10 protein-coding genes are annotated in these 13,269 nt (G+C 74.2%); 5 read left to right on the top strand and 5 right to left on the bottom strand.

What is annotated here, in order from left to right; translation table 11 throughout:
* Positions 1 to 54: 54 nt before the first annotated feature.
* From IE267_RS35525 to IE267_RS35515, 3 genes are read left to right on the top strand one after another with little or no spacing between them, the layout of a single operon-like run.
* Positions 55 to 1,599, top strand: coding sequence for an ATP-dependent DNA ligase (locus tag IE267_RS35525; RefSeq protein ID WP_189766061.1), 1,545 nt, complete (start codon positions 55 to 57; stop codon positions 1,597 to 1,599).
* 5 nt (positions 1,600 to 1,604) lie between these two features.
* Positions 1,605 to 2,954, top strand: a complete 1,350-nt coding sequence (locus IE267_RS35520; RefSeq protein ID WP_189766060.1) for a glutamine synthetase family protein — start codon at positions 1,605 to 1,607, stop codon at positions 2,952 to 2,954.
* On the top strand, positions 2,955 to 4,043 hold the full coding sequence (locus IE267_RS35515; protein WP_229861615.1) for an amidohydrolase family protein: 1,089 nt from the start codon (positions 2,955 to 2,957) through the stop codon (positions 4,041 to 4,043).
* A 39-nt stretch (positions 4,044 to 4,082) separates the two neighbouring features.
* Here IE267_RS35515 and IE267_RS35510 read toward each other — a convergent pair whose 3' ends face one another.
* From IE267_RS35510 to fmt, 4 genes are all read right to left on the bottom strand, one after another.
* A complete protein-coding gene (locus IE267_RS35510; protein ID WP_100577311.1) occupies positions 4,083 to 5,132 on the bottom strand; it encodes a sugar-binding transcriptional regulator in 1,050 nt (349 codons plus the stop codon).
* Between the two features lie 92 nt (positions 5,133 to 5,224).
* On the bottom strand, positions 5,225 to 5,908 hold the full coding sequence (rpe, locus tag IE267_RS35505) for a ribulose-phosphate 3-epimerase (protein ID WP_161246723.1): 684 nt from the start codon (positions 5,906 to 5,908) through the stop codon (positions 5,225 to 5,227).
* Between the two features lie 269 nt (positions 5,909 to 6,177).
* Entirely contained in the window at positions 6,178 to 7,635 is a 1,458-nt protein-coding gene (locus tag IE267_RS35500) for an RsmB/NOP family class I SAM-dependent RNA methyltransferase (protein ID WP_167154986.1), read from the bottom strand.
* 38 nt (positions 7,636 to 7,673) lie between these two features.
* Positions 7,674 to 8,618 (bottom strand): methionyl-tRNA formyltransferase, encoded by a 945-nt coding sequence (gene fmt / locus IE267_RS35495; protein WP_167154983.1) that lies wholly within the window; start codon positions 8,616 to 8,618, stop codon positions 7,674 to 7,676.
* 394 nt (positions 8,619 to 9,012) lie between these two features.
* Here fmt and IE267_RS35490 point away from each other — a divergent pair, with 394 nt between their 5' ends.
* Complete coding sequence (locus IE267_RS35490) at positions 9,013 to 9,552, top strand: hypothetical protein (RefSeq protein WP_167154981.1); 540 nt, start codon at positions 9,013 to 9,015, stop codon at positions 9,550 to 9,552.
* 70 nt (positions 9,553 to 9,622) lie between these two features.
* Here the strand turns inward: IE267_RS35490 and IE267_RS35485 are convergent, their stop codons facing one another.
* Positions 9,623 to 11,770, bottom strand: coding sequence for a primosomal protein N' (locus tag IE267_RS35485; RefSeq protein WP_167154979.1), 2,148 nt, complete (start codon positions 11,768 to 11,770; stop codon positions 9,623 to 9,625).
* Between the two features lie 212 nt (positions 11,771 to 11,982).
* On the opposite strand from IE267_RS35485, the gene IE267_RS35480 reads away from it, so the two are divergent.
* Positions 11,983 to 13,269 carry a helix-turn-helix domain-containing protein gene (locus tag IE267_RS35480; protein ID WP_189766059.1) on the top strand — a complete coding sequence of 429 codons (1,287 nt, stop codon included), beginning with the start codon at positions 11,983 to 11,985 and terminating at the stop codon, positions 13,267 to 13,269.

Below are 13,269 nucleotides of genomic sequence, written 5' to 3'. Positions count from 1 at the left end.
CGGGAGGGGCCCGAGCGAATGCGTGGACCGATGTTTCGGGGTCACGATGGAGGCATGCTGCTCTCCGACGTGGCCAGAACCTCGGCCGAGATCGCCGCCACCGCATCCCGCTCGGAGAAGTCCGCGCTGCTTGCCCGGCTGTTCTCGGCCACCGCACCGCACGAGGCGCCGCTGGTGGTGACGTATCTCGCGGGCCGGCTGCCGCAGCGGCGCACCGGGCTCGGCTGGGCCACCGTCAAGGACCGCCCCGCGCCCGCCACTTCGGCCCGGCTGACCGTACGGGAGGTCGACGAACGGCTCGACGCGATCTCGCTGGTGGCCGGCAAGGGCGCCCAGGGCGAGCGCAAGCGGCTCGTCGGTGAGCTCATGGCGGCGGCCACCGAGGAGGAGCAGCGCTTCCTGGTCTCGCTGATCACCGGCGAGGTCCGCCAGGGCGCGCTGGACGCGGCGGCCGTCGAGGGCCTCGCCGCGGCCGCCGGAGCCCCCGCGGCGGATGTGCGGCGGGCGGTGATGCTGGGCGGCTCGCTCGGCACGGTGGCCGAGGCACTGCTGGCCGAGGGTCCCTCCGCGCTGGCCGCGTTCCGGCTCGACGTGGGCCGTCCGGTGCTGCCGATGCTCGCGCAGAGCGCGAAGGACGTGGCCGAGGCGCTCGACCGGCTCGGCCCCTGCGCGGTCGAGGAGAAGCTCGACGGCATCCGGGCCCAGGTGCACAAGGACGGGGAGTCGGTCCGGGTCTTCACCCGTACCCTCGACGAGATCACCGAGCGACTGCCCGAAGTGGTGGCCGCGGCACGGGAGTTGACGGCGGAGACGGCCGTGCTCGACGGGGAGGTGATCGCGCTCGGGCCCGACGGGCGGCCCCGCTCGTTCCAGGACATCGCCGGACGCGTCGGCTCCCGGCTCGATGTCGCGGGCGCCCAGGACCGGTTGCCGCTCTCCCCCGTCTTCTTCGACCTGCTCTTCGTGGACGGCCGTGACCTGCTCGATCTGCCCGTGGGCGAGCGCCAGGCGGAACTGGCCCGCATCGCGCCCGAGCCGCGCCGTGTGCGACGGTTCGTGGTGGCGGACCCCACGGACCCCGAACTGCGTTCCGCCGCCGAGCAGTTCGCGGCGGACACGCTGGAACGCGGGCACGAGGGCGTGGTGCTGAAGGCGCTCGACTCGCTGTACGCGGCGGGCCGGCGCGGCGCCTCGTGGCTGAAGGTCAAGCCCGTGCACACGCTGGACCTGGTGGTCCTCGCGGCCGAGTGGGGGCACGGCCGGCGCACCGGCACCCTCTCCAACCTGCACCTCGGCGCCCGCCGCGAGGACGGCACGTTCGCCATGCTGGGCAAGACGTTCAAGGGGCTCACCGACGTGCTGCTCGCCTGGCAGACCGAGCGGCTGCGGGAGTTGGCGGTGGCCGAGGAGCCCTGGGGGGTGCGGGTGCGGCCGGAACTCGTCGTCGAGGTGGCCTTCGACGGCGTACAGAGATCATCGCGCTACCCGGAAGGGGTGACACTGCGGTTCGCACGGGTAGTGCGCTATCGCGAGGACAAGAGGGCCTCGGACGCGGACACGGTCGCGACAGTCATCGCACTGCGCGGCGGGAAGGACTGAAACCGGTGGAGCAGGGGAACGACGCGGGGCGGCTCGAACAGGCACAACGGCGGAAGCAGGAGGCCGGGCTCGCGGCCGCGCGGCTGACCGCGGAGGGGGTCACGGCGGTCGCGTTGACCTGGGTGGACGTGGCGGGACTCACCCGCGTCAAGGTCGTGCCGACCTCGCGGCTCGCCCAGGTCGCCGCGCACGGCGTCGGCATGTCGCCGGTGTTCGACGTGTACCTGGTGGACGACTCCGTCACCACCAGCCCCCACATCGGGGGTCCGGACGGCGACCTGCGGCTGATCCCCGACCTCGACCGGCTCACCGTGCTCGCCGCCCAGCCCGGCTGGGCGTGGGCGCCCGTGGACCGCTTCGAGCAGTCGGGGCAGCCCTACGACGCCTGCCAGCGGCAGTTCGCCCGCCGGATGACCGAGCGGGCCGCCGAACGCGGCATCGAGCTGCGGATGGGCTTCGAGACGGAGTGGGTCGTCGACCCGCCGCTGGCGGGCGCGGCGTACGGAATGGCGCGGGTCGTGGAGCGCTCGGCGTACGTGGGCGATGTGATCGGCGCCCTGGAGGCGCAGGGCGTCGAGGTGCTGCAGATCCACCCGGAGTACACGGCAGGCCAGTTCGAGGTGTCGGTGGCCCCGGCCGATCCGGTGGGGGCGGCGGACCTCGCGGTCCTGGTGCGCGAGACGATCCGGGCGGTGTCCCTCCGGCACGGGCTCACACCCTGGTTCGGCCCGGTCGTCGACCCGGAGGGCGTCGGCAACGGCGGCCATGTGCACCTCAGCCTGTGGCAGGACGGCCGCAACCTGTGCCGGGGTGGCGAAGGACCGTTCGGGATGAGCGCGACCAGCGAAGGCTTCCTGGCGGGCGTCCTCGACGCACTGCCCGCGCTGCTCGCCATCGGCGGCCCCACCCCGGCGAGCTATCTGCGCCTCACGCCGTCCCGCTGGGCCGGCGCCTTCCAGTGCTGGGGTCTGGAGAACCGGGAGGCTGCGCTGCGGTTCGTCGCCGGGCCGCCCGGTGCGCAGGACGCGGCGAACGCCGAGGTCAAGTCGTTCGACCCGGCCGCCAACCCCTACCTCGTGGTCGGCGCGCTGATCGCGGCCGGGCTCGCCGGGCTCGACGCGGGCCTGCGCCTGCCCGAGCCCGTGACGGGCGATCCGGTGCACTCCGACGGCCCCCGTCGGCTGCCCTCCTCGCTGCCCGAGGCGGTCGGACGCTTCCTGGAGTCGGCGGTGCTGCGCGAGGCACTGGGCGACCGGCTGTTCGAGGCGATCGTGGCGGTGCGCCAGGCCGAGACCAAGCTCTTCGACGGCCGTACGCCGCAGGAGATCGCCGAGGCGACGCGCGGGCGGTACTGAGTGCTTCCGCTCGTCGACCACCACTGCCACGGCGTGCTGCGCGCCGATCCGGACGACGCCGCCTTCGAGGCGTTCCTGACCGAATCCGACGCCCCCGCCGCACCCGGCACCAGCTTCTTCGACACCCAGCTGGGCTTCGCGGTGCGCCGCTGGTGCCCGCCGCTGCTCGGCCTCGAACCGCACTGCCCGCCCGAGCGCTATCTGACCCGCCGCCGCGACCTTGGCGCCGCCGAGGCGAACCGGCTGCTCCTGCGCGCGAGCGGGATCGGCACCTACCTGGTGGACACCGGTCTGCCCGGTGACCTCACCGGCCCGGCCGAACTGGCCCGGCTCGGCGGGGCCCGGGCCCGCGAGATCGTACGCCTGGAACACCTCGCGGAACGCCGCGGTGCGGAGGAGCGGGATCCGGACAAATTCCTCGCGGTGCTCGCCGAGGCGATCGGCGCCGCCGCGGGCACGGCGGCCGGCTTCAAATCGGTGGCCGGATACCGCTACGGGCTCGACTTCGCCCCCGAGCCGCCCGGCCCGGCCGAACTCCGCGCGGCCACGGCCCGCTGGCTGTCCGCCGGGGCGGGCCGGATCACCGACCCGGTGCTGTTGCGTCATCTGCTCTGGTCGGCCGCGCACACCGGGCTGCCGCTGCAGATCCACACCGGGTTCGGCGATCCGGATCTGCGGCTGCACCGCTGTGATCCGCTGCTGCTCACCGACTTCATCCGGGCCGTACGCCCGACGGGGTGCCGCCTGGTCCTGCTGCACGGCTACCCGTACCACCGCAGCGCGGGCTATCTGGCGCACGTCTACCCGCATGTGTACGCCGACGTGGGTCTCTCGCTGGCCCACACGGGGGCGCGGGCCGAGGCGGTCCTGGCCGAGTTCCTGGAGCTGGCCCCGTTCGGCAAGCTGCTCTTCTCGACGGACGCCTACGGCCTCGCGGAGCTGTACGTCGTGGGGGCGCGGCTCTACCGGGAGGCGCTCGACCGGCTCCTGAACGGCTGGACGGGGTCCGGGGCGTGGTCGGCCGCGGACGCCGAGCGGGTGGCCGCGCTGGTGTCGGCGGGCAACGCCGAGCGGGTCTACGGGACGTGAGGCGGCCCGGTCGCCGGGGGCTGTCGGGCCCCCGGCGACTCAGATGCCGTCCGGGTCCGCGCGGTCGAGGGCGGGCCGCGGCTTGGGGCCCGTCTCGTTCAGCAGGAAGTCCGCCGCGGCCGTGTCGGTCACCAGGCTGGTGACCAGGCCGGAGCGCAGCACCGCGTCGATCGCGGCGGCCTTGCGCTGGCCCCCGGCGATCGCGACGACCTCGGGGATGCGGCGCAGCCGGTCCGCCTCGACCGTGATGCAGCGCTCCCCCAGGTCGCGGCCGACCCGGCGGCCCTCGGCGTCGAAGAGGTGCGCGGACATCTCGGCGGCGACCCCGAGCGAGGCGTAGTGCGCCCGCTCCTCGTCGGTGAGCATGTCGTGGACGGTGGAGATGCCCGGCTCCCAGGAGCCGATGGACACCGCGGCGACGGTGACCTTGTCGAAGTACTCGAAGGCGCGGGCGATCCCGGTCTGGTTGCGCAGCGCGGCGGCCGTCGCCGGGTCGGGCAGCAGCATCGGGGCGTAGATGGGGTGCGCCTCGCCGCCGGAGACCTGGGCGGCCCGGCGCACCGCCTCGACGGAGCCGCGCTCGGCGGTGCCCGCGTCGTACACCCCGGTCAGCTGGACGACCGTGCAGGGCGGCAGGCGGTCGAGGGCCGCGGCCATGTGGATGGTGGAACGGCCCCAGGCGAGGCCCAGGACATCGCCCTCGCTGACCAGCTCGCCGAGCAGGTCGGCGGCGACCTCGCCGAGGTTCTCCGGGTCGGGCGAGGTCTCCTCGCCCTCCGCCGGGGACTCGACGACGACCGCGTGCCGCAGTCCGTACCGGGCGCGCAGGGCGTCGGAGCGCTCCGCGTCCAGTTCGGCGGGGACGCGGATCTCGATCCGTACGAGATCGCGCTCCAGGGCGGTCTCCAGGACCCGGGCCACCTTGAAGCGGCTCACGCCGAACTCCTCGGCGATCTGGATCTTGGACTTGCCCTCCAGATAGAAGCGGCGGGCCATCGCCGCCGCCTGCACCAGCTCCGCGGGTCCCATCCGCAGGGCTGACCGACCCGCCGACATTGCAGACACCGCGATCTCCTCACTGCTGTTCACAACTGCTGTTCACGCACCGGACTCGCTGTTCATCCTGTCAGATCCAACGGTCCTTGATCAGCCCCGAAGGGTTCCGTTCATTCAGTGGCGGCTCAGTGTGCGCACGCCCAGGGTGCGTCCGCCGTCGTCCGTTCAGCCATGGAGCGCAGGGAGCGCACCGCTTCGGCCGGGTCGTCGGCCCCGTAGACGGCCGAACCGGCGACGAAGACATCGGCTCCGGCCTCCGCGCAGCGCTCGATCGTGGACGCCGAGACGCCCCCGTCGACCTGGAGCCAGAGTTCAAGTCCGTGTTTGGCGATCAGCTCACGGGTCCGGCGGATCTTCGGCAGCATGATGTCGAGGAAGGCCTGGCCGCCGAAGCCGGGCTCGACCGTCATGATCAGCAGCATGTCCAGCTCGGGGAGCAGGTCCTCGTACGGTTCGATCGGTGTAGCGGGCTTCAGGGCCATCGAGGCGCGGGCGCCCTTGGCCCGGATCTCGCGGGCGAGCCGCACGGGGGCCGCCGCCGCCTCCGCGTGGAAGGTGACCGAACCGGCTCCGGCCTCCACGTACTGCGGGGCCCAGCGGTCCGGGTCCTCGATCATCAGATGGCAGTCCAGCGGGGTGTCCGTCGCCCGGGCCAGGGATTCCACGATGGGCACGCCGAGCGTCAGGTTCGGCACGAAGTGGTTGTCCATCACATCGACGTGCAGCCAGTCGGCACCTTCGACGGCCCTGGCCTCGTCGGCCAGTCGGGCGAAGTCCGCGGAGAGGATGCTGGGGTTGATCTGAGCCATGCCCCAAGCCTGCCATGCCCCGGGCCACTTGCCTGCCACGGTGCGGGCCCCAGCCCTGCCGGATCGGGGCGGACCGGGCGATCCGGCCGGATCGGCGGGCCGCGACCGGTGATCCTCCGCCCGCGGCCCGGGCCGGCCGGAATCCCTGCGGAGCGCGGGCGGACCAAACCGTGATGCGCCCAAGTCCCTTGCGGTGTGGGCGAGTTGGAGCTCGTCGCGCTGGGCGCACGGGAGACGACGCCCCGCGTTCACGGGGCGTCGCGCGCCGGTCAGGCGGTGCGCCTCAGGAGCGCGAGGTACATCGCGTCGGTGCCGTGCAGATGCGGCCACAACTGGACGTCGGGGCCCTCGCCGAGGCCCGCGACCCCGGGCATCAGGGGGCGTACGTCGATCCACTCGGCCTCGACGGGCTCGGCGCCGCCGCGGCCCTTGAGCACGTCGTCGACGACGATCCGGGTCTCGGCCAGGTGCGGCGAGCAGGTGGCGTACCCGACCACACCACCGACGCGGACCGCCGACAGGGCCTCACGCAACAGCCCGCGCTGGAGCGGAGCGAAGCCCTCCAGGTCCTCGGGGCGCCGGCGCCAGCGGGCCTCCGGGCGGCGGCGCAGGGCGCCGAGACCGGAGCAGGGCACGTCGACCAGGACCCGGTCGAAGGACCCCGGCAGCCACGGCGGGCGGGTGCCGTCGGCCGCGATGACCTGGTACGGACCCGGGTTGCCGGCCAGCGCCCGCTCGACCAGACGGGCCCGGTGCGGCTGCTTCTCGGAGGCGAGCAGGGCCGCGCCCCGCCCGGCCGCGAGCGCGGCGAGCAGGGCGGCCTTGCCACCGGGGCCCGCGCAGCCGTCCAGCCAGCGCTCGTCCCGGCCTTCGAGCGGGGCGTTGGCGAGGGCGGCCGCCACGAGCTGACTGCCCTCGTCCTGGACCCCGGCGCGGCCGTCGCGCACCGCGTCCAGTGCGCCGGGCTCGCCGCCCTCGGCCATCCGCACCGCGTACGGCGACCAGCGGCCGGGCAGGCCGCCGTCCTCGCCGAGCGCGTCGAGGAGCTCATCGGTGGTGGAGCGGCCGGGACGGGCGACCAGGGTCACCTCGGGGCGCTCGTTGTCGGCCTCCAGGAGGTCCTCGATGCCGGCCCGGCCGCCGCCGAGCGAGTCCCAGAGCGCGGAGACGACCCAGCGCGGGTGCGAGTGCACGACCGCCAGGTGGTCCTCGGCGTCGTCCTCGTAGGAGGGGGCGACCTTCTCCAGCCAGCCGTCGAGGTCGTTCGCGGAGATCTTGCGCAGGACGGCGTTGACGAACTTGGCCCGCCCGTCGCCGAGCACCACCCGTGCCAGCTCGACGCTCGCGGACACCGCGGCATGGGTGGGGATGCGGGTGCCGAGCAGCTGGTGCGCGCCGAGCGCGAGCACGTCGAGCACCGGCGGGTCGACCTCGCGCAGCGGCCGGTCGATGCAGGCCGCGATGACCGCGTCGTAGGTGCCCTGACGGCGCAGTGTCCCGTAGACGAGCTCGGTGGCCAGCGCCGCGTCCCGGGTGTCGAAGTTCCCGCCCTCGCGCGCCTTGCGGAGCAGCGGGGGCAGGACCAGGTTGGCGTAGGCGTCGCGCTCGTCGACGGCCCGCAGGGCCTCGAAGGCGAGGATGCGGACCGGGTCCTTCTTGGGACGGCGGTACGGCTTGCCGCCCTTGCCCGCGTTGGGGTTCGGGCTGCGACGTGGCGAATCGTTCACGTGAAAGGTGCTCCGCGGATCAGATGGGGCGAACCCTCTCAGCGTACGTCCGGCGCTCCCAGGCGCTCACCCGGGGCGATCCGGACCCCGCGGGCCCAGTCGGCGCCGCGCATCGGCTTCTTTCCCTGCGGCTGGACCCAGAGCAGCTCCACGGCGTGCGAGCCGGTGCCGACGTACACGTTGTTCTTGGCGGCGGAGATCTCGCCGGGCGCGAGCTCGGTGCGGTCGGTGACGAGGGCGGCCTGGACGAGCTTGAGGCGCTCGCCGCGGAACACCGTCCAGGCGCCGGGCGCGGGGGTGCAGCCGCGCACCACGCGGTCGACCCGCAGCGCCGGGGCCGCCCAGTCGATGTGCGCCATCTCCACGGTGATCTTCGGGGCGAGCGAGATCCCGTCGGCGGGCTGCGGAACGGCCTTCAGGGAGCCGTCCTCGATGCCGTCCATGGTCGCGGCGAGCAGTCCGGCGCCCGCGAACGCGAGCCGGGTGAGCAGGTCGCCGCTGGTGTCCGTGGGCCGGACCTCCTCGGTGACGGTGCCGTACACCGGGCCGGAGTCGAGCCCCTCCTCGATGAGGAAGGTGGCGGCGCCGGTGATCTCGTCGCCCGCCATGACGGCGTGCTGCACGGGCGCGGCCCCGCGCCAGGCGGGCAGCAGCGAGAAGTGCAGGTTGACCCAGCCGCGCGCCGGGATGTCGAGGGCAGCCTTGGGCAGCAGGGCGCCGTACGCCACGACCGGGCAGCAGTCCGGGGCGATCTCGCGCAGCCGGGCCAGGAACTGCTCGTCACGCGGCTTCGCGGGCTTGAGCACCTCGATGCCCGCCTCCTCCGCGCGCTCGGCGACCGGGCTCGCCACCAGGCGGCGGCCGCGCCCGGCGGGCGCGTCCGGCCGGGTGACGACCGCGGCGACCTCGTGCCGGCCGGAGGCGATCAGGGCGTCCAGGGCGGGGACGGCGACCTCGGGGGTGCCTGCGAAGACGAGCTTCACTGGGGGTTACCTCGCTTTGTCGAGAGCAGCGTCCCAGTCTATGGGCCGCCGCCCCGGGTCCCGACGCGGAGGTGGCCGGGGCCCCGCGCGGACCTGCTGCCGGGTCCCGCACGCCTCCCGTGCGCGTCCCGTACGGCAGGGGCGTACGGGGAGTTGCGCGCCCTGTGCATATGCCCATACGCCCCCGCAGCGTGACCACAACAGGAGGTGGCGCGTTGGTCAAGAGAGATTGACCGAATCGGGCCGCTTGTGCGTCCCGCGCCTTTTCAGCACCCGCTCCACGTCAACACGGCAACCGCACCACGCAGTACCAGCACCACCACCAGCACCACCCAGAGCTCCGACTGCACCATCCCTTCTGTCCCTTTTCATCGCCGGTTCGAGAGGCTTGCTCATGGCCGACCACGCAACCCACGACGCCCAAGCGCGGGCCAGCCTGCACCTGTTGGTGCGGGACATCGAGCGGGTCCGCCGGCAGGTGGACGCACTGCGCACCCTCACCGCGCAGCTGGGCAACGTCTACCGCCCGCGGCGCTCCGGTCCCTCCACGGGCTTCGTCGTGTACGGACGCGCTCCGGCCCCGACCGTACGGCTCGCCCAGGAGCTGCGGGACAGCGTCGAGACGCTGGTCACCGCGGCCGTCGACTTCGACCGCTCCCTCGGCTTCTCCTGGGACGCCGTGGGCTCCGCGCTCGGCGTCACCAAGCAGGCGGTGCACCGCCGTTACGGGTCGCGCCGGGCGGGCGCCCAGGCCCCGGGTCAGGTCGACGCCGAGCGTCCGGCCGAGGCCGCCACGACCCGCACCCTGCCGCCGCTGCCCACCATGCCCGCGGTCCCCGCCGCCCGTTCGATGCCGCCGCAGCCGACGGCGAGCAGCCAGTCCCTTCGCGAGGAGGTCCGCACCAGCGCCTTCCCCGGCCCCCGCAACGGCTGACCCGCTTTCGCCCCTTCGTGCCCTCGCGCCTGTACGCATCGCGGGGGCACACCCATGTCCGGGCCGACCCTCAGCCGATGTCCGGCGGGTCGATCCTCAGCCGCACCGGGTCACCACCGCCCCGGGCCAGCCGGGAGGCCTGGGCCGCCTTGAGCGCCGCGGCGAGCGCGGCGCCGGAGCCCGGCGGGACCCTGACGAGGGCCCGCTCCCAGCGCTCGCCCACCGGCGGGTCGCCGGGCCTGCGCGGCCGGCCCGGGTCGGACACCGGCAGTGGCACCGGGCCCAACACCTGTGCCTCGGGCGGCAGTTGGGCCGCGTTCAGGAAGGCCTCGACCGCCTCGGGGCGGCCGATGGCCTCGGCCATGCGGGAGACCGGGGGGAAGTTGAGCTCGGCCCGCTCGGCCAGTTCACGCAGCGCGTGGCCCACCGGGTCCCAGCGGACCAGCGCCTGCACCGGGCGCAGCGTGGGCTCGGCGACCACGACCACGGTGCCGCCCGCGTCCTGCCCGCGCACCAGCGAGGACGCCGAGATCCAGCGCCGCAGCGCCTCCTCGCCGGCCCGGATGTCGGGCCGGCTGAGCATGGCCCAGCCGTCGAGGAGCAGCGCCGCCGCGTAGCCGCCCTCGGCGACCGGCTCGGCGCCGGGCGTGGACACCACGAGAGCGGGCTGTCCTGGCACGCTGTCCAGGATGTGGTCCCGCCCCGAGGTGCGCACCGGCACCGCGGGAAAGGCCCGGCCGAGCTCCTCCGCGGTCCGGCGCGCGCCGACGACCTGGGCCCGCAGCCGGTTCGCCCCGCACTCCGCGCAGTGCCAGTCGCGCTCCGCCGTACCGCACCAGGCACACGTCAACTCCCGCTCGTCCGGCGCCTCCAGGGGCCCGGCGCACTTCCCGCAGCGGGCGGGCGTCCGACAGCGGGCGCAGGCGAGCCGTGGCGCGTAGCCACGGCGGGGCACCTGCACGAGCACCGGGCCGCTCTTCAGGCCCTCGCGCACGGCCTTCCAGGCCAGGCTGGGGAGGCGGGCCGCCCGGGCCGCCTCGTCGCGCGCCAGCTCGCCGTCGCCGACGGTGCGTACGAGGGGGGCGGCGGCCCTGACCACCGTGCGGTCGGCGACCAACGGGGCGGCCCAGCCGCTCTCCACGAGCTGGGCGGCCTCGACCGTACAGCTCGTGCTCCCGAGCAGGAAGCCGCACTTGTCGTGCGCGGCGCGCAGTTCGAGGACCTCGCGCACGTGCGGGAAGGGGGCGTTGTCGTCGCTGTGGCTGGAGTCCCCGTCCTCCCACACCACGACGAGCCCGGGATTCTCGACGGGGGCGAACATCGCGGCCCTGGTGCCGACCACCGCCCGTACCGCGCCGCGCCGCACCGCGAGCCACTGCCGGTAGCGGCGCTCGGGGCCCGACTCGGCGGTGAGCAGGGCGTGCCGGCCCTCGCCGAGCAGCGCGGTCAGCGCCGCGTCGACCCGGGCGGCGCTGCGGCCGTCCGGCACCACGACGAGGGCGCCGCGCCCCGAGGCGAGCGTCGCCCCGACGGCCCGGGCGATCTCCGCCGCCCAGTGCGGCCCGGGCAGCGCGGTCCACACCGCGCGGGGTGCGCCGCCGGTGCCCAACGCCCGCAGGAACGCGGGCCCTTGCTGGTACCGCTCCCAGGTGCCGGGCTCCGGCGGGGCGGGCGGCGGAGGCGGTTCGGGGGACGGCTTGGACTCGGCGCGGGCGTTCCTCGGCGGGACCGCGAGCTGGAGCACATCGGCGAGGCTGCCCGCGTACCGGTCCGCGACCGCGCGGGCGAGCGACAGCATCTCGGCGCTGAGCACCCGCTCCGGCGAGACGACACCGGCCAGCGCGGCCAGCGGACCCGAGTAGTCCGACTCGGCCCGGCGCTCCACGAGGAACCCGTCGATGAGCCCGCCGCCCTCGCGCCGCCCGTCGCGCACATTGCGCGACCCGGCCCCGAACCGCACCCGCACCCGCACCCCGGGCTGCGCGTCGGCGTCCAGCTCCTCGGGCACCGCGTAGTCGAAGAACTGGTCGAGGTGCAGCACCCCCTTGTTCACCACGACCCGGGCGACCGGCAGCTCCTTGGCGAGCGCGGCCCCCCGCCACGTCCGCGGCTTGGCCTTGGGCACCTTGGCCTTGCGCACCGTCTCCCGAATGAGCGCAAGCTGCTCCGGCCCCGCGCCCTCGGCGCCCCCGCCCTGCCGTTCGTTCTCGCTGCTCACAGCCAAATTCCTACCAGACGGGACTGACAGCGGGGGCCGGCCCTGGTCGTCGGCCGGTTCCCGCCATGCTCCCTCGACAGCCAGGAAGGGGTGCGATTCCCTCCGGTTGAGGAAACGGGAAACGTCCCCATTCGCCTTGTTCCGCTCGATCCGCTGCCGCACTCTGATTCGCGTCGCAGCCGACCGTGCGCAGGGCAGCGACGGAGGTTCACATGCAGCACCACATGTACCGCTTCGGGGAGGAACTGCGGCGGCGACGCCTCGCGGCGGACCTCTCACTGGAACAGCTCGGAAAGCGTGTGCACTACAGCAAGGCACAGCTGAGCAAGGTGGAACGCGGCCTCAAGCGGCCGAGCGCCGAGCTCGCCCGCCTTTGCGACACCGAACTCGCTGCCGATGGCGCCCTGGCTCGGCTGCTCGACACGGCGGATTCGCCCCTGTTCCTGCCCGATCCCGGGCGCGACGACGAGGTGTGGTTGATGTACCTGGACAAGGACGGCACCAGCACGCTCCAGCCCATGAAACGCCGCAGCCTGATCGCCGTCGGCGCGGCATCGGCTCTTTCGCTCCCGCTGGCCGGCAGCCCCCTGCCGGTGGACACGGGGGCCGGGACGCTCGTGGAGGCAAACCGAGTTCTGTTCGACCAGTTCCGCAGGATCGGGCAGGCCGCGGCTCCCCGCAGTCTCGTGCCTGCCCTGATCGCCCAAATCCACGCGCTGGAACAGCTGGCCCGTCTCGCAGGACCCCGGTCAAGGGGCGAGCTGCTGGTCCTCGCCTCGCGGTATGCCGAATACACGGGATGGATGGCCCAGGAGGCAGGGGACGACCGTACCGCCCTGTGGTGGACGGACCGCGCCGTGCAACTCGCGGACAGCTGCGGCGACGAAGCGCTGGCCGCCTACGCCCTGGTGCGACGGTCCCTGATCTGCCTGCTGGGCGGTGACCCGGTCCAGGCCACCGAACTGGCTGAAAGGGCGCTGCGCAGTGCGGCAGTGCCACGGGTGCGCGGACTTGCGGCGCAGCACCGCGCGCAGAGCCTGGCGGTGGCCGGCGATCACAGCGCGGCAATGCGGAGTCTCGACGAGGCGCGCGAGCTGCTCTCGATGGACACGGCCCGGTCCGACGCCCCCACTCTCGGCGCCTCGCACGTGCCTGATGTGGTGGAGATGTACACCGGTTGGTGCCTGTACGAACTCGGCAGGCCGCGACAAGCAGCGGAGCTGCTCGACCGGGAGACCTCCCGGCTCTCCCCCCATGCCTTGCGGGCGCAGGCCCGCCACGGTGCGCGCCGCGCCCTCGCCCACGCTGCCGCCGGCGACATCGACCAGGCATGCACCGTCACCACGGAACTGCTCTCCTGCGCCGCGGCCGTCGAGTCGGCGACCATCTCCACCGACCTGCGACGGCTGGCCCGTCTGCTCGGCCGACACCCTCGCAACGCCCGGGCGCGCGAGGCGGCGCGTCGGCTCATCACGGTTCTGCCGCACCCATCCTCCTGA

Origin of the sequence: Streptomyces xanthochromogenes (assembly GCF_014650455.1) — a bacterium.
In the GTDB taxonomy this organism is placed as follows: Bacteria; Actinomycetota; Actinomycetes; order Streptomycetales; family Streptomycetaceae; genus Streptomyces; species Streptomyces xanthochromogenes.
This window is presented reverse-complemented; position numbering and strand designations above follow the sequence as displayed.

Coding starts and splice junctions, on each gene's coding strand:
- IE267_RS35480 (WP_189766059.1), top strand. CDS start 11,983: ATGCAGCACCACATGTACCGCTTCGGGGAGGAACTGCGGCGGCGACGC.
- IE267_RS35490 (WP_167154981.1), top strand. CDS start 9,013: ATGGCCGACCACGCAACCCACGACGCCCAAGCGCGGGCCAGCCTGCAC.
- IE267_RS35525 (WP_189766061.1), top strand. CDS start 55: ATGCTGCTCTCCGACGTGGCCAGAACCTCGGCCGAGATCGCCGCCACC.
- rpe (WP_161246723.1), bottom strand. CDS start 5,908: ATGGCTCAGATCAACCCCAGCATCCTCTCCGCGGACTTCGCCCGACTG.